The sequence below is a fragment of the Stenotrophomonas rhizophila genome (genome assembly GCF_003751305.1).
GTDB lineage: Bacteria > Pseudomonadota > Gammaproteobacteria > Xanthomonadales > Xanthomonadaceae > Stenotrophomonas > Stenotrophomonas rhizophila_B.
The window spans coordinates 444,534-467,281 of record NZ_RJKV01000001.1 but is presented as its reverse complement, the minus strand read 5'-3'; the positions used below and the strand labels follow the sequence as shown (position 1 = coordinate 467,281).

Annotated in this window: 20 protein-coding genes; 11 read left to right on the top strand and 9 right to left on the bottom strand. The window is 66.3% G+C overall.

Annotated elements, in window-relative coordinates:
• The first annotated feature begins 47 nt into the window (after positions 1–47).
• The gene (locus tag EDF74_RS02240) at positions 48–2,807 is read left to right on the top strand and encodes a TonB-dependent receptor (RefSeq protein ID WP_184997023.1); all 2,760 of its coding nucleotides are present in this window, start codon (positions 48–50) and stop codon (positions 2,805–2,807) included.
• Between the two features lie 288 nt (positions 2,808–3,095).
• Entirely contained in the window at positions 3,096–3,356 is a 261-nt protein-coding gene (locus EDF74_RS02235) for a hypothetical protein (RefSeq protein ID WP_123728609.1), read from the top strand.
• 369 nt (positions 3,357–3,725) lie between these two features.
• On the opposite strand, the gene EDF74_RS02230 is transcribed toward EDF74_RS02235, so the two are convergent.
• Positions 3,726–5,339, bottom strand: a complete 1,614-nt coding sequence (locus EDF74_RS02230) for an alpha-glucosidase family protein (protein WP_123728608.1) — start codon at positions 5,337–5,339, stop codon at positions 3,726–3,728.
• 303 nt (positions 5,340–5,642) lie between these two features.
• Between EDF74_RS02230 and EDF74_RS02225 the strand changes: the two genes are divergently transcribed.
• Positions 5,643–6,641, top strand: coding sequence for a polyprenyl synthetase family protein (locus EDF74_RS02225; protein ID WP_123728607.1), 999 nt, complete (start codon positions 5,643–5,645; stop codon positions 6,639–6,641).
• 30 nt (positions 6,642–6,671) lie between these two features.
• On the opposite strand, the gene EDF74_RS02220 is transcribed toward EDF74_RS02225, so the two are convergent.
• On the bottom strand, positions 6,672–7,472 hold the full coding sequence (locus EDF74_RS02220) for a dienelactone hydrolase family protein (protein WP_123728606.1): 801 nt from the start codon (positions 7,470–7,472) through the stop codon (positions 6,672–6,674).
• 163 nt (positions 7,473–7,635) lie between these two features.
• On the opposite strand from EDF74_RS02220, the gene EDF74_RS02215 reads away from it, so the two are divergent.
• Complete coding sequence (locus EDF74_RS02215) at positions 7,636–8,232, top strand: SMI1/KNR4 family protein (protein WP_123728605.1); 597 nt, start codon at positions 7,636–7,638, stop codon at positions 8,230–8,232.
• A gap of 129 nt (positions 8,233–8,361) precedes the next feature.
• Here EDF74_RS02215 and murD read toward each other — a convergent pair whose 3' ends face one another.
• Genes murD through EDF74_RS02200 form a run of 3 tightly spaced genes read right to left on the bottom strand, consistent with a single transcriptional unit; the run spans position 8,362 to position 13,741 of the window.
• Entirely contained in the window at positions 8,362–9,771 is a 1,410-nt protein-coding gene (gene murD / locus EDF74_RS02210) for a UDP-N-acetylmuramoyl-L-alanine--D-glutamate ligase (protein WP_123728604.1), read from the bottom strand.
• Positions 9,752–11,104, bottom strand: a complete 1,353-nt coding sequence (murL, locus tag EDF74_RS02205; RefSeq protein ID WP_123728603.1) for a UDP-N-acetyl-alpha-D-muramoyl-L-alanyl-L-glutamate epimerase — start codon at positions 11,102–11,104, stop codon at positions 9,752–9,754. The genes murD and murL overlap by 20 nt, the downstream gene beginning before the upstream one ends.
• A 33-nt stretch (positions 11,105–11,137) precedes the next feature.
• Positions 11,138–13,741 (bottom strand): bifunctional aspartate kinase/diaminopimelate decarboxylase, encoded by a 2,604-nt coding sequence (locus EDF74_RS02200; RefSeq protein WP_123728602.1) that lies wholly within the window; start codon positions 13,739–13,741, stop codon positions 11,138–11,140.
• Positions 13,742–13,891: 150 nt separating this feature from the next.
• On the opposite strand from EDF74_RS02200, the gene EDF74_RS02195 reads away from it, so the two are divergent.
• A complete protein-coding gene (locus tag EDF74_RS02195; protein ID WP_123728601.1) occupies positions 13,892–14,767 on the top strand; it encodes a PhzF family phenazine biosynthesis protein in 876 nt (291 codons plus the stop codon).
• Between the two features lie 16 nt (positions 14,768–14,783).
• On the opposite strand, the gene EDF74_RS02190 is transcribed toward EDF74_RS02195, so the two are convergent.
• Both EDF74_RS02190 and EDF74_RS02185 read right to left on the bottom strand, forming a co-directional pair.
• Complete coding sequence (locus tag EDF74_RS02190; RefSeq protein ID WP_260232166.1) at positions 14,784–16,457, bottom strand: amidohydrolase; 1,674 nt, start codon at positions 16,455–16,457, stop codon at positions 14,784–14,786.
• 86 nt (positions 16,458–16,543) lie between these two features.
• On the bottom strand, positions 16,544–16,978 hold the full coding sequence (locus EDF74_RS02185) for an OsmC family protein (RefSeq protein ID WP_123728599.1): 435 nt from the start codon (positions 16,976–16,978) through the stop codon (positions 16,544–16,546).
• A 365-nt stretch (positions 16,979–17,343) separates the two neighbouring features.
• Between EDF74_RS02185 and EDF74_RS02180 the strand changes: the two genes are divergently transcribed.
• From EDF74_RS02180 to EDF74_RS02170, 3 genes are all read left to right on the top strand, one after another.
• Positions 17,344–17,742 carry an HU family DNA-binding protein gene (locus EDF74_RS02180; RefSeq protein ID WP_019185677.1) on the top strand — a complete coding sequence of 133 codons (399 nt, stop codon included), beginning with the start codon at positions 17,344–17,346 and terminating at the stop codon, positions 17,740–17,742.
• A 228-nt stretch (positions 17,743–17,970) separates the two neighbouring features.
• Positions 17,971–18,315 (top strand): DUF3861 family protein, encoded by a 345-nt coding sequence (locus EDF74_RS02175; RefSeq protein WP_184997021.1) that lies wholly within the window; start codon positions 17,971–17,973, stop codon positions 18,313–18,315.
• A 115-nt stretch (positions 18,316–18,430) separates the two neighbouring features.
• Positions 18,431–19,027: a DUF1439 domain-containing protein gene (locus tag EDF74_RS02170; RefSeq protein ID WP_123728598.1), complete on the top strand. Its 597-nt coding sequence runs from the start codon at positions 18,431–18,433 to the stop codon at positions 19,025–19,027.
• A gap of 39 nt (positions 19,028–19,066) precedes the next feature.
• On the opposite strand, the gene EDF74_RS02165 is transcribed toward EDF74_RS02170, so the two are convergent.
• Both EDF74_RS02165 and EDF74_RS02160 read right to left on the bottom strand, forming a co-directional pair.
• The gene (locus tag EDF74_RS02165) at positions 19,067–19,609 is read right to left on the bottom strand and encodes a type 1 glutamine amidotransferase domain-containing protein (RefSeq protein WP_123728597.1); all 543 of its coding nucleotides are present in this window, start codon (positions 19,607–19,609) and stop codon (positions 19,067–19,069) included.
• 121 nt (positions 19,610–19,730) lie between these two features.
• The gene (locus EDF74_RS02160; RefSeq protein ID WP_123728596.1) at positions 19,731–20,198 is read right to left on the bottom strand and encodes an SET domain-containing protein; all 468 of its coding nucleotides are present in this window, start codon (positions 20,196–20,198) and stop codon (positions 19,731–19,733) included.
• Between the two features lie 172 nt (positions 20,199–20,370).
• On the opposite strand from EDF74_RS02160, the gene EDF74_RS02155 reads away from it, so the two are divergent.
• The 3 genes from EDF74_RS02155 to EDF74_RS02145 are packed head-to-tail and all read left to right on the top strand — an operon-like array spanning position 20,371 to position 22,719.
• Positions 20,371–20,823, top strand: coding sequence for an SUF system Fe-S cluster assembly regulator (locus tag EDF74_RS02155; RefSeq protein WP_026070170.1), 453 nt, complete (start codon positions 20,371–20,373; stop codon positions 20,821–20,823).
• Between the two features lie 13 nt (positions 20,824–20,836).
• Positions 20,837–22,312 (top strand): Fe-S cluster assembly protein SufB, encoded by a 1,476-nt coding sequence (gene sufB / locus EDF74_RS02150; RefSeq protein ID WP_123728595.1) that lies wholly within the window; start codon positions 20,837–20,839, stop codon positions 22,310–22,312.
• Positions 22,309–22,719 carry a lysozyme inhibitor LprI family protein gene (locus EDF74_RS02145; protein WP_260232165.1) on the top strand — a complete coding sequence of 137 codons (411 nt, stop codon included), beginning with the start codon at positions 22,309–22,311 and terminating at the stop codon, positions 22,717–22,719. Before sufB ends, EDF74_RS02145 begins: the two co-directional genes overlap by 4 nt.
• Positions 22,720–22,748 lie beyond the last annotated feature (29 nt).

The window sequence follows — 22,748 nt, the reverse complement described above, 5'->3', positions numbered from 1 at the left end:
TCCGGGCAACCAAAAAATCGATTGGCAACATTGCCTGGGAGGGGAAAATGTTGAACCGCAAGCGCAGCGCGCTGAGTCTCGCGCTGGCCGTCGCCCTGACGCCGTTGATGGCGTCGGCGCAGACCGCCGAACCCAGTACCACCACCGCACCGACCGGCACCGCGGCGACCAATCTGGACACCGTCCAGGTCACCGGCATCCGCCGCGGCATCGAGAACGCGATCGCGATCAAGCAGGACGCCACGTCGGTGGTCGAAGCGATCTCGGCCGAGGACATCGGCAAGCTGCCGGACGTGAGCATCGCCGAATCGCTGGGCCGCCTGCCCGGTCTGGCCGCCCAGCGCGTGGCCGGGCGTGCCCAGGTGATCAGCGTCCGCGGTCTGTCGCCGGACTTCGCCACCACCCTGCTCAACGGGCGCGAAGTGGTCAGCACCGGTGACAACCGCAGCGTCGAGTTCGATCAGTACCCCTCGGAACTGGTCAACGGCGTGACCGTCTACAAGACGCCGGATGCGGCGCTGGTCGGCCAGGGCCTGTCGGGCACCATCGACATGCAGACGGTGCGCCCGCTGAGCTTCGCCGAGCGCGTGATCGCCATCAGCGGCCGCTACCAGAAGAGCTCGCTGGGCAAGGCCGCCAACGTCGACCCGTACGGCAACCGCTTCAGCGCCAGCTACATCGACCAGTTCCTCGACAACACCTTGGGCATCTCGATCGGCTACGCGCACAGCGACATGCCCATCCAGGAAAACCAGGTGGGTCTGTACGAACCGTGGACCACCGAGCAGACCGACCAGGGCAATCGCCCCGGTCTGGCCCCGGGCACCGTGTTTTCCGACGGCATCAAGGCGCTGCGCCGCACCGGCAACAACGAGCGTGACGGCGTGATGGCCACCGTGCAGTTCCGCCCGTCGAACGTGTGGACAAGCACCCTGGATGCGTTCCACACCGAAGCCGAGCAGATCGACACCGCCAACCAGTTCGAGGTCAACCTCAGCAACTACAATGGCGGCTATACCCCGGGCCTGCTGATCACCAACCCGCAGATCAACGCCGATGGCACGTTCGCCGGCGGCGTAGCGACCGGCGTTTACCCGCTGGTGCGCGGCATGTACAACAAGCGCAAGGACAAGATCGACGCGTTCGGCTGGAACAACGAGTTCAACTTCGAGCGGGTCAAGGTTGTCGCCGATGTGAACTACTCCAAGGCAACGCGCAACGAACTGAATCTGGAAAACAACCTGCAGCTCACCCCGATGCCGCAGCTGGATTCGGTCGGTGTGGTGGTCAAGCCGGACGGGTTCTCGCAGATCAGCCCGGGGCTGGACTATTCCAACCCGGACGCACTGTTCCTGACCAACACCATCTACGGCTCCGGCTACGGCAAGGTGCCGATGGTCGAAGACCGCCTGAAGGGTGCCCGCCTGCAGGCCACCTTCGCGATGCCCGATTCGCTGCCGTGGTTCTCCGATGTGGACGTGGGCGTGAACTACGCCGACCGCCGCAAGGACAAGACCCAGGCCGAAGGCAACATCCTGCTCGGCGACCAGGGCGATGCCAACATCGCCGGTGACCTGCAGTACGCACCGGTCAATCTGGGCTTCGCCGGTATCGGCTACATCCCGGCCTGGAACGTCCCGGCCGCCGTGGACCGCTACATGGTCTTCAACCCGGTCACCAACCTGGACTACCTGATTCCCAAGGCCTGGACGGTGCAGGAGAAGACCAGCACCGCCTGGATCCGCGCCAACATCAACACCGACCTGGGCGAGGTGGGCCTGCGCGGCAACATCGGCGTGCAGATGGTGCGCACCGACCAGAGCTCGCAGTCCAACTACTTCGACCGCTCGCGTCCGGACGGACAGAACATCCTGCCGATCGATGACGGCAAGACCTACACCGATTGGCTGCCGAGCTTGAACCTGGCCTTCATGTTCCCGCACCAGCAGACGCTGCGTTTCGCCGTGGCCAAGCAGGTGGCACGCCCGCGCGTGGACCAGATGCGCGCCGGCCTGGAGTTCGGCGTGGACACCGCCACCGGCAAGCCCGGCGGCAGCGGCGGCAACCCGCTGCTCGATCCGTGGCGCGCGAACGCGATCGATCTGTCCTACGAGAAGTACTTCGGCGAAAAGGCCTACGTGGCCGCTGCGGTGTTCTTCAAGGATCTGAAGTCCTACGTCTACACGCAGTCGCGCGATGACTACGACTTCAGCGACCTGCTGGCCAGCTACGTACCGCCGCCGGGCATGATCGTCCCGGTCCTGCCGACCGGTACCTTCTCGGCCCCGCAGAACGGCCAGGGTGGCAAGCTCAAGGGCCTGGAGCTGACCGCCTCGTTCCCGCTGGAGATGTTGACGGAGAGCCTGCGTGGCTTCGGCGTGCAGGCCAGTGCGACGTTCAATGACAGTGACATCAAGATCCTGGATCCGGAAAGCGCGTCCAGCGTGGGCAGCGATCCGATCAGCCTGCCGGGCCTGTCCGAGCGCGTGTACAACTTCACGGCGTACTACGAGCGCAGTGGGTTCGAGGCCCGCGTGAGCCAGCGCCGTCGTTCGGATTTCATCGGTGAGATCGGCAATTTCAACGGCAACCGGACGCTGCGTTATGTGGTCGGTGAGAACGTGACGGATGCGCAGGTCAGTTATACGTTCGCCGACAGCAGCAGTCTGCATGGGCTGACGCTGTTGCTGCAGGGAAGCAATCTGACCAACGAGCCGTATCGCACCTACGCTGGCACGACGGATCGTCCGCTGGAGTACGTGGAGTGGGGCCGGACCTATATGCTGGGTGTGAACTACAAGTTCTGATGTTGCTCTTGTCAGCGACGTAGTGGCGACATCGAAGATCCGAAGAACCCGCTGCTATTTGCAGCGGGTTTTTTGTTGGTTTACCCCGCCCTCTCAAAAGCGTCAGTGCCGGCTGTCCGTGGCCTGGTCGGGGGGGTGTGGGTTCGCGGGACGCGCCGTAAACCCATCCATGGGGCTCGTGAGCCGCATCCATGCGGCACAACGGTCCCGCCAACCCACACACCCCCGCCCTTCGACAGTTGGTTGGTGGCCATGGCAGTGCAGTGCAGTGCAGTGCAGTGCAGTGCAGTGCAAAGCCTGATCGAGCGAGATATCTGCGGCTCGGACCAGCTCGAGCAGTTCGCCCGCCTCAACACTTTTGACCGTGCCGACTACGTCGAACGCCACGATAGGCATGACCCTCCGGACCGCACCGATTGCACCGATTGCACCGAGCATCTCGACCGCGCCACCCGCTACGACCATTACGCAGGCTTCAAATGCTTCAAATGCTTTAAGTGCTTTAAGTGCTTTAAGTGCTTCAAGTGCTTCAACTGCTTCCACGCCTGAGACCAGCGCGACAGCTCAAGCCTTTCGGATTCAGGTCAACATCAGCCTCGCGGGTGCCATGACGTGCCTGCCCGTCATCGCTTTTCCCTTGCGCACCGGCACATTGTCAAAGGGTGGGCAGGGGTGGGTTGGCGGGACCGTATGCCGCCATGGATGGCGGCATACGAGCTTACATGGACGTACTTGCAGCGGGTCCCGCTGACCCACCCCTGCCCGCCCAAACCAGCACGATCGCAGCCCTGAGCGCTGTGGCTGTGGCTGTGGCTGTGGCTGTGGCTGTGGCTGTGGCTGTACCCCAACACACGAACGCAAGACAAAAAAAGGGCGAGGCACCCGGCCCCGCCCTCTCAATACCACCGGAAAATCCGATCAGCCGCGTCGCGCGCAATACATTGACTGCGCCGGCAACACCAGCTCACCACCGACCACCTCGCCCGTATCCGGACCAGGCACCTTCACCGCCTGCCACTGCCCCACCGGCAGCGCAACACGGACACTCTCAGCCGAAAGATTGAACGCCAACAGCAACGTCTCCTCCCCGTGCACACGCTCGAACATCAACACCGGCTCGGCGCACGCAAGAAAACGGATGTCGCCCACCAACAGCGTCGGCATCGTCCGCCGCCACGCCAGGAACTGACGGAACGCGTTCAACACCGAGTGCGGATCATGTTCCTGCGTCGCCACCGACGCGGCCTGATGCTCCGCTGGAATCGGCAACCACGGCTCACCCGTCGTGAAGCCCGCCTTGGGTGCATCCAGCCACGGCATCGGCGTACGGCACCCGTCGCGGCCCTTGAAGTTCGGCCAGAACGTAATGCCGTACGGGTCCTGCAGCGCCTCGAACGGCACGTCCGCCTCGCCCAGCCCCAGCTCCTCGCCCTGGTACAGGCAGATCGAACCGCGCAGCGAGCACAGCATCGCCACCAGCATCCGCGCCAGGCGCGGTTGCGCCGGATGGCCACCCCAGCGCGTCACCGCCCGCTCCACATCGTGGTTGGAGATCGCCCAGCACGGCCAGCCTTCGGTCATGGTGGCCTCCAGCCGCGCTACGGTGTCGCGGATGTAACCGGCGCTGAAATCCTTCACCAGCAGCTCGAAGCTGTAGCCCATGTGCAGGCGGCCCGGCGCCGTGTACTCGGCCGTGGTCGCCAGCGAATCTTCCGCGGAGATCTCGCCCAGGCTGACCGAGCCCGGGTACGCGTCCAGCAGCACGCGCAGTTGCTCGATGAAGCCGATGTTCTCCGGCTGCGTGTTGTTGTAGTAGTGGTACTGGTAGGCGTACGGATTGTCCGCGCTGAAGCCACGGCCGAGGCGCTTTTCCAGCGGCTTGGCCGGGTTGTCGCGCAGCTGTGCGTCGTGGAAACAGAAGTTGATCGAATCCAGGCGGAAGCCATCCACGCCACGGTCGAGCCAGAACCGCACGTAATCCAACGTGGCCTGCTGCACCGCCGGGTTGTGGAAGTTCAGGTCGGGCTGGTCGGCCAGGAAGTTGTGCAGGAAATACTGCTCGCGCCGCGGCTCCCACTGCCAGGCCACGCCCCCGAAGATCGACATCCAGTTGTTGGGCGGGGTGCCGTCCTCGCGCGGATCGGCCCACACGTACCAGTCCGCCTTGGGATTGGTGCGGTCCTGCCGGCTCTCCTGGAACCAGGCATGGTCGATCGAGGTATGGCTGAACACCTGGTCGATCATCACCTTCAAACCCAGTGCATGCGCCTTGGCCAGCAGCTGATCGAAATCGGCCAGCGTGCCGAACAACGGATCGACGTCGCGGTGGTCGGCGATGTCATAGCCGAAGTCGGCCATCGGCGATTTGAAGAACGGCGACACCCAGATCGCGTCGACGCCGAGCGCGGCGACATAGTCCAGGCGTTCGATGATGCCGGGCAGGTCGCCCACGCCATCGCCGTTGGCGTCCAGGAAACTGCGCGGGTAGATCTGATAGATGACGGCACCGCGCCACCATGGAGACTGCGACATTGGGGCCCCCCTTCGGGCTTCCACGGCACCCGCGAGGGGGCCAGAAACGAACCCGACAAGCTTAGCGGGGCACCTCCAGCGGTGGGGTCGCATGCATACGTATTCACGCCGGATCACGGTGCGCGGGGCGTTCCGGGCCTCCGGTCAGGCGGCCCTTCGCCCATCATGTGGCGATGGGCCGGCGGCCAAGGTCGGCCCGTTCCGGCGCCCTGCCCCGCGCCTGACCGGGCCACCGGCGCGTCTTCGCGGGCGGAATACGACGGCACCGCCTATAATTCCGCCCAAGCCTGAAAGTCAGACCGAATGACCATCACCGAAGACACCCGCCCCGCGCTGGGCCTGCCCCAGATCCAGACGCTCGCCGCGCCCGACATGGACGCCGTCGATGCGCTGATTCGTCGCCGACTGTCCTCGGATGTCGTGCTGATCAACCAGATCGCCGACCACATCATCTCGGCCGGTGGCAAGCGCCTGCGCCCGATGCTGGTCATGCTGGCCGGCCACGCGGTCGGCCAGGCCGGCCCGGAACACCACCAGTTGGCCGCGATCATCGAGTTCATCCATACCTCGACCCTGCTGCATGACGACGTGGTGGACGAATCCAGCCTGCGCCGCGGCCGCAGCACCGCCAATGCGCTGTGGGGCAACGCCCCAAGCGTACTGGTGGGCGATTTCCTGTACTCGCGCAGCTTCCAGCTGATGGTCGAACTGGACCGCATGCCGGTCATGCGGATCCTGGCCGACACCACCAACCGGATCGCCGAGGGTGAGGTGCTGCAGTTGCTGCACGTCCACAACCCGGATACGGACGAGGCCGCTTACCTGCGCGTGATCGAGCGCAAGACCGCGGTGCTGTTCGCCGCCGGCACCCGTCTGGGCGCGCTGGCCAGCGGCGTCGATGAAGCCACCCAGCAAGCGTTGTACGACTACGGCATGAACCTGGGCTACGCCTTCCAGATCGCCGACGACGTGCTGGACTACTCGGCCAACGCCGAGGAGCTGGGCAAGAACCTGGGCGACGACCTTGCCGAGGGCAAGGCTACCCTGCCGCTGATCCACGCGATGGCGCACTCCGATGCCACCACCCGCGAGCGCCTGCGCGAGATCGTGCAGAACGGCGACGCCGAGGCGATGCCCGAAGTGCTGGCCGCCATCCACGCCACCGGCGGGCTGGAGTACAGCCGCGCCCGTGCCGAGGAATATGCCGATGCCGCCGAGCGTGCGCTCGACGGCCTGGCCGACAACGATGCCGTGGCCGCCCTGCGCGGGCTGGCCCGTTACGCGGTGCAGCGCTCGCATTGATTGGAAAGCGTGCCGACCAACGGTCGGCACCTACCGGCGGGTCGTCTCGAACCGCTCCTCGAAGAATTCATCCAGCGCCTTCCACGCACGCTTGGCGGCGCGTTCGTTGTACTGGCACCCCGGCGGACTGTTCGCATCCGACTCGGCAAAGCAGTGCACCGCGCCGCTGTAATTGGTGAACTCCCAGTCGACCTTGGCGGCGTTCATTTCCTGCTCGAAACCGGCAATGTCGTCCTTGCTGACGCTTTTGTCGTCGGCGCCATTGAGCACCAGCACGGAGGGATGGGTACCACCGGCCTTGGCCGGCAGCGGCGAGCCCAGCCCACCGTGCAGGCTGACCACACCGGCCAGCGGTGCACCAGCACGGGCCATCTCCAGCACCGTGGTGCCACCGAAGCAGAACCCGACCGCGCCGATCCGGCTGGCATCCAGCGGCGCCTTGCCAGCCTGCGCCTTGAGCACCTCGATCGCCTTGAGCGCACGCGCCCGCAGCACGGGACGGTCATTGCGCAGCTTGGTCGCCACCGGACCCGCCTCGGCATCGGTCTTCGGGCGCACGCCCTTGCCGTACACATCGGCCACCAGCACCACATAGTCGTCGCCGGCCAGCTGCTTGGCCTTGGCGATGGCCGAGTCGTTGACCCCCTTCCAGTTGGGCACCATCACCAGGCCCGGGCGTTTGTCGTTGTCACTGTCGTCATAGACCAGCACCCCGCTGAAGGTGGTGCCGTCCTGGGTCCACTCCACCGGCTTGGCCTGCATCGCCGCCAGCGCGGGCAGCGCCGTCATGCCCAACAGCACCGCCGCACCCCACCGCCATTGCTTGTTCATGCGTCTGCTCCCGACAGAAAGAGTCCCGAGTGTATGACGGCCGGTTGACGGGACCGTGTAGAAGCGTCGGCGCGACGTGCAGCCCCGTGAATCAACTGCCTCGGATTAACTACCTCCGTCCCTGTTATGGCAGGCTGGCCGCCCCCTGTGCATGGAACCCCTCATGAGCCTTGTCGATCGCTTTCTTTCCGGCCTGGTGCCCCGCCTGCCCGACGACGATGCGCGGATGTGGGCTTGGGTGGAAGGAGCCAGCACGGGCGATCTGGCGCGCCTGCGCGAGCGCTGGCCGCAGGTGCCCGAGAGCCTGGTGGCGCTGCTGGCGCGGGTGGATGGCACGCATTTCCGCACCTACCCGGGTGGCGAGGCGGTGGTGCTGATGCTGGGCTCGGACGTCGAGGAGGGGCATTACCCCTACTACCTGCGTTCGGTGGAGCAGGTGTTCGAGGACAGCGCGCAGTGGGATGACAGCATCCGCTCGATCTACGAGGAGTGGCTGGAGGAAGACCCCGAGATTCTCGGCGACGGCATCGATGCGGACCTGCCGATGGGCAAGCGCCTGTGCTTCTCGCACTGCATGAACAATGGCGGCACCTCGATGCTCTACCTGGATTTCGATCCCGCACCCGGCGGCACGGTCGGCCAGGTGGTGCGCTATCTGCACGACCCGGACAGCTATGCCGTGATTGCACCGGGTTTCGATGCGTACCTGCAGCAGCTCATCGACGGGGATTACGCGTTCATCGATGAAGAAGAAGCCTGATACCTGCATCACCGGCGTAACCAGGGCAGATGAAGTATCCCGCGTCGCCCCAGGGTAGAGCCACGCCATGCGTGGCGGCAGAATCCATGCCAGCAGCAGCCACGCATGGCGTGGCTCTACATCGACAGATCAGGCAATCCCGATGCCCGGGATCGCCGTGATGGCATCCGGATCAAAGCCGGCCAGTTCGGCGAAGTGGCGGCCACGGGCGACGTAGTCGCGGTACACGCCATAGCTCGGCGCACCCGGCGACAGCAGCACCACCCCGCCCTGCCCGCCGAGCGCGGCCTGCGCCAGCCGCATGGCCTCGGGCAGATCGGTAGCGGCATGCAGACCGAAACCGCCTGCATCGGCCAGCGGCTGCAGCAGCGCGTGGATGCGCGGGCCGTTGGCGCCCATGGTGACGATCTCCACCGGCGGCACGTCGTGCGCCATGTGCGCGACGAAGTCGTGCCAGTCCAGGCCACGATCATGCCCGCCCACCAGCAGCGCGATGCGGCGACCGGCGAAGCACTCCAGCGCCGCCAGACTCGCGTGCGGGGTGGTGCTGATGGAATCGTTGACGAAAGTGACCCCCTCGCGCGTACCGATGGTCTGCAGGCGGTTGGGGAGCGGGCGGAAGTCCTGCACCGCCGGGGCCAGTGCCACCGCGTCCAGGCCCAGCGCCTCGATCGCCGCCAGCACCGCGCACAGGTTCCCGCGGTTGTGTCGGCCCGGCAGCGGCGTGTGTGAGGTGTCGAACACGGCCTGCTCACCGCGATGCACGATATCTCCACGCATGTGCCAGCCCTGAGGCTGATTGAACCAGATGACCTCGCTCTCCGGCAGCGACACGCCGGCCAGGTGCGGGTCAGCCGCGTTCAGCACCGCGATCCGCGGCGCGGCCCCGGTGACCAGCTGCAACTTGTCGTCGATGTAGCGTGCTTCGCTGCCGTGCCAATCCAGGTGTTCGGGGAACAGGTTCAGCACGATGGCAACCTGCGGGTGCGCGCCACTGCGCGCGACCTCGCCGGTCTGATAGCTGGACAGTTCCACTGCCCAGTACTGCGGGACCGGCTGCGGGTCGAGCACTTCCAGCAGCGGCAGGCCGATGTTGCCGATCAGCCCGGTGCGCGCGCCCGAGGCGCGCAGCAGATGCGCCAGCAGCGCGGTGGTGGTGCTCTTGCCCTTGGTACCGGTCACGCACACGGTGTCGTGCACGATGCCGTCGGCAGCGGCCTGCTCGGCGAACCACAACGAGGTACCGCCGATGAACTGCGTGCCCTGTGCCGTGGCGTGCAACGCAGCGTCCCCATACGGGCTGATGCCCGGCGATTTGATCACCACCTCGAACGCGGCCAGCGCCTCGCCGGTGACATCCGAACGAACCGTCAGCGCGCCGTGGGTTTCCTCGCGCGCACCGGCGGCCTCGGCCTCCGGGCAGAACAGGGTCAGCGGCAGCGACGGCAGCCGCTGCTGCAGGACGCGGAACGCCGCACGCCCCTCACGTCCCCAGCCCCACAACGCAACGCGCTTGCCTTCAAGCTGCGAAATTCGCACGCAGACGCTCCCAGATCGCCGGCGGAATGCGGTGTTCGCCTTCCAGCGCCAGCAGCGGCTCGATCTGCAGTTCGGTGGCATCCAGCTGCGGGCGGATCTCGTGGACGAAGCGCTTCACCAGCGCGTCTTCATTCCATTCCGGTCGCGTGGCCAGGGTCGCCATCGCGGCGCGCGATTCGCGGCCTTCGCCCACGCACTCGAACGGTTTGTGGTCCTGGAATTCCAGCAGCGCATCAAATCCCGGCGCCTGCTCGATATCGTCGAGCAGGTTGCGGCCGAAGATGCCGACCAGGCGCATCTTGGGCATGAACGGGGCCAGCGCCAGGAACACGAAGTGGCACTTCGGGCAGACGCCGCACCAGCGGTTCACCGGGCGCTCGCCCAGGATGTGGAAATTGCGGTTGCAGCTGGAGAAATGCGCGTCGTAGACATCGCTCTTGGCGAACTGACGCGCCACCGCCAGCTCCGAGAGCGGGCGCAGCAGCGAGTAATAGTGCAGGTCCGCGGCGACGTGCCGTTCCAGATGCTCGCCGAAGGCCTGCTCGAACGCCCAGCCCTTCGACCATTGGTGATTGACCTCGCCGGTGCCCGGAATCTGGCTGCCATAGCTGGCCGAGCGCTCGTTGGAGAACACCACCTGGTCCACGCCCTGCAGCAGCGCGGCCAGCACGAGGATCGCCGAGTTCACCGCGGTGACCGGGATGTGGCCGTTCCAGGCGCCCTGGCGGTTGAGCTCGAACAGCTCCGGGGCCAGCGTGCGGCCGATGTTGAGGATCGGCAGGCCGGTGCGCTCGGCGCAGGCACGGATCAGCTGCGAGCCGCCAATCCACGTGACCGTTTCGGCGATACCCAGGCTGCGCAGCGCTTCGATGCTGACCAGCGAATCCTTGCCGCCGCCGATGGCGACCAGCGCGTGTTCGCGCAGGCCCAGCGCCGGTGCGGCGAAGGCCTCGCCCTCGACCGGCAGGCGGAAGCGGCCACGCAGGTTCAGGCCATTGCGGTAAGCGAATTCGCCCAGGCCGTTGAGGTAGACCGTCTCGACCAGCGCCGCGGTGGCCGCATCGATGGTGTAGCTGTCGATGCGCACCTGCTCGGGCACGCCGGCCTTGTAGTAGCTCACGCCAGCCATCAGGTGCAGCAGGCGCAGGGCGCGCTGCACCGCCTCGGCGCGGTCACCATCGAGCACGAACGGCGCGCCCGGGATGGTCACCGTCTCGATCAGCTCCGGGCCGTCATCGAAGGCGTAGACCAGCTGCGCCACGCCGGTGTCCGCGGCGAAGTCGCAGCGGACGAAGCGGAAAACGGCAACCTGGTGTTTGTCAAAAGCAGTCATGGTGTATCCGGTTTGAAAGGCGGCAGGCAGCGGTCACGGGCCATCATCGATGACGTCCTCGCGCGGCAGCTCGCGCTGGTTGTAGGTGTTGGCCATGACGTAGCCATACGCGCCGGCATCGGCGATCAGCATCACATCGTCCGGTGCGGTCGAGGCCGGCAGGCGGCGGCGCTTGCCGAACACATCGCTGGATTCGCAGATCGGGCCGACCACATCGAACATCGCTTCGGAGTAGCCACTCAGGCGGCTGAGGTTCTCGATGTCATGCCAGGCGTCGTACAGGGCCGGACGCATCAGCGTGTTCATGCCCGCATCCAGACCGACGCGGCGGATGCCGTCCTTCTCCACCACCTGGGTGGCCCGCGCCAGCAGCACGCCGGACTCGGCCACCAGGTAGCGACCCGGTTCGATCGCCAGCCGGAACGCCGGGTGCACGGCCTTCACTTCGGCCAGGCCGATCGCCCAGGCCTCCAGATCGAACGGCTCGTCGTCGGCGCTGTACGGGATCGGCAGGCCACCGCCGATATCGATGGTCTCGATGCTGCCGATGCGGCGGGCGAACCCGGCCAGTTCATCGCACATCAGGCGCCAGTGCTGCGCGGTTTCCACGCCGCTGCCCAGGTGCGCATGCAGGCCGACCACGCGGGTGCCCAGCTCGCCGGCAATGCGGACGAACTCATCCACGCGGGCGATCGGCAGGCCGAACTTGGAGTCCTTGCCGCCGGTGCGGACCTTGGCATGGTGGCCTTCGCCACGGCCCAGATCCACGCGCAGCCACAGCTCGCGGTTGCTGAACAGTTCCGGCCAGCGCTGCAGGGCTTCCACGTTGTCGAGGGTAACGGTGACGCCCAGCGCGAACGCGGCATCGTACTCAGCATGCGGCGCGAAGCTGGGGGTGAACAGCACGCGCTTGGGCGACAGCGTCGGCAGCGTGTTGAACACGTGCTTGAGCTCGCCGTGCGACACGCACTCCAGGCCGAAGCCCTCCTGCTCCAGCACCTCCAGGATGGCCGGGTGCGAGTTGGCCTTGATCGCGTAGTAGCGCTGGTCGATCGCCTTGATCGCGTTCAGCGCGCGCGCACGCGCCCGCACCGTCGGCAGGTTGTAGACATAGCGCGGCGTCCCGGCCTGGGCGAGCGTCAGCAGGTGTTCGCGCTGGCCCCGCCACCAGGCGGTTTCGCGCGGGCGGATGGTGCCGGCGATTTCGCGCCAGCGCGGGCCGAACACTTCGCCCTCTTCCACCGGCATCGCGCCGCTGTCGATCAGCTCGGCGTGCAGGATCGGCAGCAGGCCGTCCGCGTCCGCTTCGTCGATGACGAAGGTCAGGTTCAAGTCATTGGAGGACTGCGAAATCATGTGCACACGTTCGCGGCCGAAGGTGGCCCACACGTCCGAGAGCTTGTGCAGCATCGAGCGCATGCCGCGGCCGACCAGGGTGATCGCCGCGCATGGCACGATGATCTTGACCTTGCAGATCTGCGACAGGTCGGCCGACAGCGCGGCCAGCACATCGGTGCTGACCAGGTTTTCGGACGGGTCCAGCGAGACGGTCACGTTGGTTTCGGCCGAACCGATCAGGTCCACGGAGAGGCCATGCTTCTTGAACAGCCCGAACACGTCGGCCAGGAAGCCGACCTGCTGCCACATGCCGATGCCTTCCATCGAGACCAGCACGATGCCGTTGCGGCGGCTGATCGCCTTTACGCCCGGCACCGCCGCGGCATTGCCGTCGATGCTGGTGCCCGGCAGCTCGGGGCGCTCGGTATCCAGGATCGCCATCGGCACGCCGGCATCACGGCACGGCTTGATCGAACGCGGGTGCAGCACCTTGGCGCCGGTCGTCGCGATTTCCTGTGCTTCGTAATAGTCCAGTCGGGTCAGCAGGCGCGCGTCAGGCACGTCCTTCGGGTTGGCGCTGAACATGCCCGGCACATCGGTCCAGATCTCCACGCGGCTGGCACCGAGCAGCGCACCGAAGTACGCCGCCGAGGTATCCGAACCGCCGCGACCGAGGATGGCGGTGCCACCATCGGCATGGCGGGAGATGAAGCCCTGGGTGATCAGCATGCGGGTCGGCTGGGCGCGGAAACGCGCGGCCCACTCCGCCTCGGCACGCCACTGGCAGTTCACCGACAGGCGCTGCGACCACTCGCTCTGGCTGGGTTGCGGCGGCAGTGCATCGAGCCACTCACGTGCATCCATCCAGCCGAAATCCAGGCCACTGGCGCGCAGGTAGGCCGCACCGACGGTCGAGGACAGCAGTTCGCCCTGGCCCAGCACCTCGGCCTGCCACTCCAGCGGCCGACCGGCGGCACGCGGATCGTCCAGCAGCCCGGCCAGCGCGTCCAGACGCACGTCCAGCGCGGTGGCGTCCAGCTCCAGCTCGGTCAGGAATTCGCGGTGGCGCGCGACCAGCGCGGCGACACGGTCGCGGCTGTCGGCGGCGCCATCGGCGATCGCGGTGAGTTCATTGGTCACCCCGGACAGCGCCGATACCACCACCAGCACGCGCGAGCCCGTTTCTTCCGCCCGTTTTTTCGCCAGTTTGCCGATGGTGTCCCAGCGGTGACGACGCGACACGGAGGTGCCGCCGAACTTCAGTACGATCCAGCGATCGACAAGGGGGGAAGCTGACATGGAGGTGGAGGTTTGGGTAGTGAGGGGGATCGCCCGGCACGCCGGGCCGAACTCCCGATTCTATGCCAAGCCTGCCCGTTGCAGGGGCAGGGCCCGCAATGCGGCCCTGGTTGGTAAGCTGCCCGCCCGTTTTTCGTTGAGCGCCCCGCCATGACCTCCCGTCGTTTCCTGCAGCTGGATGTGTTCTCGCCCTACCCCGGCGCCGGCAACCCGCTGGCCGTCGTGCTTGATGCACAGGGCCTGGACGAAACGGCGATGCAGGCCATCGCCCGCTGGACCCGGCTGCCGGAGACCACCTTCGTGTTCCCGCCTGCCGCCCCGGGCGCGAGCTACGGCATCCGCATGTTCAGCCCGCAGAAGGAAGTTCCGTTCGCCGGCCACCCCAGCGTGGGCACCGCGCATGCCGTGCTGGAGCTGGGTGTGGCCGCACCGGTCGAGGGCGTGCTGGTCCAGGACGGCATCGCCGGGGCCCTGCCGCTGCGGGTGGATGGCAGCGGTGACGCCCGCACCATCGCGATCCGTACCCCGCGCGCCGCGGTCGCCGAAGTGACCACTGCCGCCGACCCGCGCCTGCAGGCAGCCCTGGCCGGGTGGCCACTGGGCAGCCTGCCGCCGGCACGCATGGCCGGTGGCCGCAGCTGGTGGGTGGTGGAACTCGCTGACGAGGCCGCCCTGCGCGCGCTCACCCCCGATTGGGATGCCGTGGCCACCTTGGCCGAGGCCACCGACAGCATGGGGGTATTCGCCTATGCACGCAGCCAGGGCCAGGCCTGGGACCTGGCGGTGCGTGCGTTCGTCGGCAACGGTCGCCGCTTTGAAGACGCCGCCTCCGGTGCCGCCAATGCGGTGTTGGCTGCCTGGCTGGACAGCCGCGACGCGCTGCCCGGCAACGCGGGCAGCTATGTGGTCAGCCAGGGCCGTGAAGTGGGCCACGATGCGCGCCTGACCCTGCGCATCGATGACCATGGCGATGTCTGGTCCGGCGGCCAGGTGCAGACCGTCATCCGCGGCACGCTGGACTGGTGATCCCGGCGGCGGCGCGTCACCGCGCCGCGTCGTACACCGGTGCGCCATCGACCCAGGTCGAGCGCACCTGCAGGTCCGCCAGTTCAGCCGGCGCGATGCTGAGCGGATCGCGGTCGAGCACGACGAAATCCGCGCGCAGGCCGGGCTGCAACCGGCCGACCTGGGCCTCGTCATGGCCTGCCCACGCCGCATCAGCGGTGAACCCCCGCAGCGCCTCGGCCGCGGTCAGGCGCTGATCGGGCTGCCAGCCACCCGGCGGTTGGCCGGCACGGTCCTGACGGGTGACGGCGGCATACAGGCCCAGGCGGGGATCCACCTGCTCCACCGGGAAGTCTGAACCCAGCGCGAGACGGGCACCGGAGCCCAGCATCCGCCGCCACGCATACGCCCCGAGGATGCGCTCGGGACCGACCCGATCCTGCGCCCAGCCCATGTCCGAGGTGGCGTGGGTGGGTTGCATCGAGGCGATCACGCCGAGCTGGGCAAAGCGCGGAATGTCCTCCAGCGCCACCACCTGCGCATGCTCGATCCGCCAGCGATGATCGGCGCCACGGCGCTCGCCCAGCACCTTGGCATAGGTATCCAGTGCGATCCGGTTGCCACGATCCCCGATCGCATGGGTGGCGACCTGGATGTGACAGGCATCGGCCTTGCGCACCGCCGTTTCAAAATCGGCCGGCGAGGTCACCAGCAACCCGCGGTTGTGCGGGTCGTCGCTGTAGTCGGCCAACAGCGCGGCACCGCGGCTGCCCAGCGCGCCGTCCATGAACAGTTTGACCCCGCGCATTTCCAGGCGGCCCCCGGCATGCTGATACGCGCCCTGTGCACACAGATCAGCAAGGGCATCGCCATTGCCATCGGCATACGCATCGATGCGCAGCAGCAACCTGCCGGCATCGGCGAAGCGGCGCATCAGGGCCAGATCGGCGCGCGATACGCCCATGTCGTGCACGCCGGTCAGGCCTTGGCTGACTGCTTTATCCAGCGCGCGGGTGAGCATCTGCTCGCGGGCAGCGTCGCTGGGCGTTGGGATCGCCGCCTGCACCAGGGTCATCGCTTCATCAACGAACACCCCGCTCGGCTGCCCCTTCGCATCGCGCACGATGCGCCCACCAGCCGGCTGCCAGCTGCCCGTCAACGCGCGTTGGCCCGGCTGCCGTGCGACCGCGCGCAGTGCCGCGCTGTTGCCCCAGCCAGCGTGACCATCGATGCGACCCAACCAGACCGGCCGGTCCGGGAACGCCGCGTCGAGGTCGGCTACGGTCGGAAACTGCTTGTCCGGCCACCGGTTCTGGTCCCAGCCGCTGCCCAGCAGCCAGCCGTCGGGATTGTCGACCGCAAAGCGCTGCAGGCGCGCCACGATGTCCTGGGTACTGGTCGCACCGGTCAGGTCGGTCTGCATCAGCGTGCCACCGAGGAACATCAGGTGCGCATGCGCATCGATCAGCCCCGGGATCACGGTGGCCTCGCCAACGTCGGTCAGCGCTGCCAATGGATACAGCTCCAGGAGTGCCTGCCGATCACCGACGGCGAGCACCCGCCCGGTGTCGGTATCCCAGGCCAGCGCCGTGGCCGCCGGTGCCTCGGGATTGCCAGTGTAGATGGTCGCGGCGGTCAACAGCCGCACATCGGCCTGCGCAGTGCCGGCCAGCAGGCAACTCATCAGGGTGGCAAGAGCGGTCAGACGCATGCAGATACCCCACAACAGGAAAGCGGCGACTATGCGGCCGCCGCTTCCCCATCACAATCTGCTGTGCACCAATCGCTGGCGCGGAATCAGCCGGCCAGCTCGGCCTCAAGGCTGATCGGTACCGCACTGAGCGCCTTGGACACCGGGCAGTTCTGCTTGGCGTCATCGGCGATGGCACGGAACTGGGTGGCCTCGATGTTCGGCACTACGGCCTTCACCTTCAACGTGATCTGCGACAGCTGGGGGCCCCCCTCCATCGAGAGGTCGACCTTGGCTTCGGTATCCAGCGAGGTCGGCACGAAACCGGCCTCGGTGAGCTTGGCCGACAGCGCCATCGTGAAGCAGCCGGCGTGGGCGGCGGCGATCAGTTCTTCCGGGTTGGTGCCCTTCTCATCACCGAAGCGGCTGCTGAAGGCATAGCGGGTTTTGTCCATCAAGCCGCTCTGGGGCGTGCTCAATTGTCCCTTGCCTGTCTTGAGGTCACCTTCCCAATGCGCGGTGGCGTGGCGTGAAATACCCATCGTGAGATCTCCTGCGGCGTGAATGACCAGACCAGCCTAGACCGTGGCGCGTTAGTGCCATGTCTGATCGCTGTCAGGTGATCGGCAGGTGCCGACCCCAGCTGAATCGGCCCTCAAGACCGATGCTGTTTTCAAGTGGTTTTCGTGCGACAGTCGGGGTGCGACGGTCCATGACCGATGGCCTCCGCCGCAAGGGCGGACCCTGTTTTTTGGCTATGACCTGATGCACTGCGGTAACGAAGGGCGTGGAAATCACGAATTTTTATGCGTTTGCCTATTGGCGGCGCCCCATAGTTGCCCTACATTTCGCTTGCCGACGGGGTTCGGCGCGACCAAACAACCAACCGTTCACGGAACAGGAAACCATGGCAAAGACCGCTAAGAAGGCTGCCCCGAAGAAGGCAGTAAAGAAAGTCGCTACGAAGGCAGCCGCGAAGCCGGCCGCTCCCAAGCCGATCAAGGAAGTGCTGAGCAAGTCTGGTCTGGTTGCACACATCGTTGAAGCGTCCGGCGTTGTCGCCAAGGACGTGCGCGCCGTGCTCGCCTCGCTGGAAGGCGCCGTTGCCGCTTCGGTGCACAAGAAGGGCGCGGGCAGCTTCACCCTGCCGGGCCTGCTGAAGATCTCCACCGTCAGCGTGCCGGCCAAGCCGAAGCGCAAGGGCATCAACCCGTTCACCAAGGAAGAGCAGTGGTTCGCCGCCAAGCCGGCGTCCACCAAGCTGAAGGTGCGTCCGCTCAAGAAGCTCAAGGACGCCGCGCTCTAATCTGCGCGCTTCCTGCAGCACCCGGACGGGACGGCCTATGCCGTCCCGTCTCTTTTTGGGGCTCGCCGCACGCAGCGAAACACAGCGTTTCCAAAGACGTCTGCGGCGCGTACGTCCCGCGCAGATGCCTGTCCTGCCGCGATCTGCGCCATGGCAGAACCGGCCGGAACGTACCGGGTGGAACACTGCGTGCGACGGTACCTGTCGTCCGCGCGCGGGACGCGCCCTATGGTGGCCTTGTCCCCCACCGCGCAGGCAGCCATGGCCAGCTCTTCCTCCCAGCGTTACCGCATCACCGTCACTCCGATCGAAAAGGACGGCCTGCAGTGCAGCGGGCGCTGCACCATCGAACTGGAACATCGCGCGCAGCAGGACTGGATGCGCCTGCTGGAAATCGCGCGGCGCAACACCGGGCTGAGTGGTGACGAACGTGCCGCGGCTATCGTGGCTACCCAGCTGCTGCGCGACCTCGCCCAGCGCCATGCCGATGAACCTGGCCACCCGCTCACCGTGCTGCAACCGAAACTGGATGAGGTGCTGGCCGCACTGGAGTCGATCCAGGGCGCACCCTGAGCCAGCTGCGGGTGCCGCCGACAGCCCCCACGCGCCCTGCTGACGACGACACGTCAAAGCTGGATTCAGCCGCGCGCGCTATTGTTGGCCCCTCATTCCCCCACGGCCTGCCGTCATGAACGTTCGCCCGCTGTTGTCCCGCCTCGCCGCCTGCACCGTATTGCTTGCCGCTGCCGTCGGCGCGCAGGCCGCACCGAGTGTGTCCGGCCGCCAGTTGTCGGTCGGTGCGCCCGATGTGCAGCAGTATCTCGATGGCAGCTTCCCACGCACGCAGGATGCGCTGGGTGGCCTCATCGCCATGACCATGAGCCACCCCAAGCTCACCTTGCCGCAGGGCAATCGCCTGGATCTCGGTTTCGATATCGCCATGGCGACCGCGGGCGGCAACCCGGCGCCGCTGGGCAAGGTCAAGCTGAGCAGCGGCCTGCGCTATGACGCGCAGACCCAGGGCTTCCATCTGCAGGAGCCGACAGTTGACGATTTCACGCCGGCCAACAACGGCGGCAAGCTCGACTCGCGCACCCGCGGCCTGCTCAACGCCTGGCTGGTCGACTACGCGCGTCGCGAGCCGATCTACAAGATCGACCCGACGGTCGCTGCCGTGCTGGGCACGCTGCAGGTCCAGTCGGCGCAGGTGGAGAACGGCAAGCTGGTGGTGACGTTCAACCAAGATCTCGGCGCGCTGGTGCCGGCCGGGTTGCTGAGCAAGTAACCCGGAAGAGGCACCGACCAACCGTCGGTGCCTGCATCCTCAACCGGCCAAGGCCTTGCCCACCGCATCGGCGAACGCCGGAATGTCACCCGGTTTGCGACTGGTGATCAAGCCACCATCGACCACCACTTCGGCATCGGTCCATTCGGCACCGGCATTGCCCAGATCAGTTTTCAGCGATGGCCACGAGGTGACCTTGCGACCCTTGGCCAGGCCGGACTCGACGAGCAGCCACGGGCCGTGGCAGATCGCGGCAACCGGCTTGCGTGAGGCACCAAAGGCCTTGATCAACGCAATCGCGTCGGTGTCGATGCGCAGTTTGTCGGGATTGATCACGCCACCGGGCAGCACCAGCGCGTCGTAATCGTCGGCCTTGGCGCCTTTCAGCGGTGCATCGACCGTGACCTCCTCGCCCCAGTCCTTGTCTTTCCAGCCGCGGATCGTGCGGGCGTCACCGGGGGCGATCACCTTGACCGAGGCGCCCCAGGATTCCAGCAAGCGCTTGGGTTCCTGCAGCTCGGACTGTTCGAAGCCATCGGTGGCGAGAATCGCGATGTGCTTGCCGTTGAGTGCGTGTGCCATGGAGCGGCTCCAGTAAGTAGGAGCGCTCAGTGTGGCCACGGGCGCATTGGGCGACGGTGACCACGATGTGCACAGCGTGTCGGCGCAGCCACCGGCCGACGGCCGGTGGCGACCGGAGGGATCAGCGCTTGGGCTGCAGCATCGTGCCGGTGCACTTCTTCGAACCGCAGCGGCATTCCCAGATCTTCTTCAGGCGCGCGGTGTGACGCTCGGCCAGGGTGATGCCGTAGTTGTAGGTCAGCTCGTCGCCCGGCTTGATGTCCTTGATCGATTCGATGAAGACCTTGTCCTCGCGGCGATTGTCGCCCTCGGCTTCCTCGATCACCGCCTCGCAGTTCGGATCGCAGCTGTGGTTGAGCCAGCGCGCGTCGTTGCCCTTGTAGTTCGCATCGATGACGTAGTCGTCATTGAGGGTGAACAGGAAGGTATGACCGCTTTCCACGTCCCCGGTGTCGTCGGCGTCCACGTCGGCGTGGCTGCGCAGCAGACCCTTGTACTGGATGACCCGCTCGCCCTTCTTGATCGGCGCCAGCGCGAACACGCCATTGCCATGGATGGTGGACTTGCGGGCCTGGATCTTCTTGGGCATCTGGCTGACCGTTGCGGTGGGAAGCCCCGATTCTCGCTTAATCTTTGTGATTGCCAAAGCGAGGCGGTTCACTACGCGCCCAAGGCCGCCCTTCGGGCGCCTGAACGGGCGGGTTGGATGCCGCCGGAGAAAAGCGTACAATTTCAGTCCGCTTTATGGTTCTGCACCCCACATGCTCCGCGTCACCAAGCTCACCGATTACGCCACCGTCGTATTGACCGTGCTCGCTGCCCGCCCGGGCGAGGTGCTCAGTGCCACCGAATTGGCCGAGTTCGCCCGTCTGGAACCGCCGACCGTCAGCAAGCTGCTCAAGCCGCTGGCCCAGGCCGGTCTGGTGGAAGGCCTGCGCGGCGTCCGCGGTGGCTACCGGCTGACCCGCGCGGCAGACCAGATCACGCTGTTCGAGATCGTGGAAGCCATGGAAGGGCCGCTGGGCCTGACCGAATGCGCCCACGACCACAGCCAGTGCGGCCGCGAGCTGCAGTGTGGCGCGCGCAGCAGCTGGCGGATGATCAACGACGTGGTGTCCGAAGCGCTGCGCGCGGTCACCCTGGCGCAGATCCTGCCCCCTCTTCCCCTTGTTGACGCCCACCGCCGCGCGATCGCGGCGGATGTCGTCTCCTGATCAGGCAGCCCCCATGGCCACCGATACCCTCGATACCGTCGCCACCGGCGATACCCCCAACCGCGAGATCCATGAGCAGCTCGGCCGCAAGTATTCGGCGGGCTTCATCACGGACATCGAATCGGACTCGTTGCCGCCCGGCCTGGACGAGGACACCATCCGTGCCCTGTCGGCCAAGAAGGACGAGCCGGAATGGATGACGCAGTGGCGCCTGGACGCCTACCGCCACTTCCTGACCATGCCGATGCCGGACTGGGCCAAGCTGCAGATCGCGCAGATCGACCTGCAGGCGCTGAGCTATTACTCCGCGCCCAAGGGCCCGAAGTACGCCTCGCTGGACGACGTGCCCAAGGAACTGCTGGACACCTACGACAAGCTCGGCGTGCCGCTGCACGAGCGCGCCAGGCTGGCCGGCGTCGCCGTGGATGCGGTATTCGATTCGGTCTCGGTCGGCACCACGTTCCGCAAGGAACTGGCCGAGAAGGGCGTGATCTTCTGCTCCATGTCCGAAGCGATCAAGGAACACCCGGAGCTGGTCAAACAGTACCTGGGGACCGTGGTGCCGGTCGGCGACAACTACTTCGCCGCGCTCAACTCGGCGGTGTTCTCCGATGGCAGCTTCGTGTTCATCCCCAAGGGCGTGCGTTGCCCGATGGAGCTGAGCACCTACTTCCGCATCAACGCCGGCCACACCGGCCAGTTCGAGCGCACGCTGATCATCTGCGAAGACAAGGCGTACGTGTCCTACCTGGAAGGCTGCACCGCGCCGATGCGCGATGAGAACCAGCTGCATGCCGCGGTGGTCGAGCTGGTCGCGCTGGACGATGCCGAGATCAAGTACTCCACGGTGCAGAACTGGTACCCGGGCGATGAGAACGGCGTGGGCGGCATCTACAACTTCGTCACCAAGCGTGCCGAATGCCGTGGTGCACGCAGCAAGGTCACCTGGACCCAGGTCGAGACCGGCTCGGCGATCACCTGGAAGTACCCGTCGTGCGTGCTGCTTGGCGATGATTCGGTCGGCGAGTTCCACTCGGTCGCGCTGACCCACCATCGTCAGCAGGCCGACACCGGCACCAAGATGATCCACATCGGCAAGCGCACCAAGAGCAAGATCGTCAGCAAGGGCATCAGCGCCGGCCATGGCCAGAACACCTACCGTGGCCTGGTGAAGATCGATCGCGGCGCCGAGGGCGCGCGCAACTACACCCAGTGCGATTCGCTGCTGATCGGCAAGAAGTCCGGCGCGCATACCTTCCCCTATATCGAGGTGAAGAACCCCAGCGCGACGGTCGAGCACGAAGCGACCACCTCCAAGATCTCCGACGACCAGCTGTTCTATTGCCGCGCCCGCGGCATCGACCAGGAAAACGCGGTCTCGATGATCGTCGACGGCTTCTGCAAGCAGGTCTTCCGCGAGCTGCCGATGGAGTTCGCGGTGGAAGCCAAGAAGCTGCTGGAAGTCAGCCTGGAAGGCTCGGTCGGATGATCCGCGTCCTGATCAGCCTGGGTCTGCTGCTGGGCGCGGTGGCGCCAGTGGCCGCGCAGGACGTGAAATGCGATCCGGGTGGCAACCAGCTCGAGCTCAATGCCTGCGCCGACAACGAGTTCAAGCAGGCCGATGCCGAATTGAACGCGGTGTACCGTCAGATCGTGGCCAAGCTGGCCGGCGAGCCGGTGGCACTGGCAAAGATGAAAGCAGCGCAGCGCCTGTGGGTCCAGCTGCGCGACGCCGATCTGGACGCGCGCTACCCGGTGGGCGATGACGAGAACCCGCGCCTGCTGTACGGCTCGATGTACCCGATGCTGTATTCCGGCGCCAAGGCGGCCTTGACCACCGCGCGGGTCACTTACCTGCGCAACGAATTCCTCGAGCGCAGCGAATACGACCTCTGAGTCGCGCTGCCTCCAGTTCCCCTATCTGA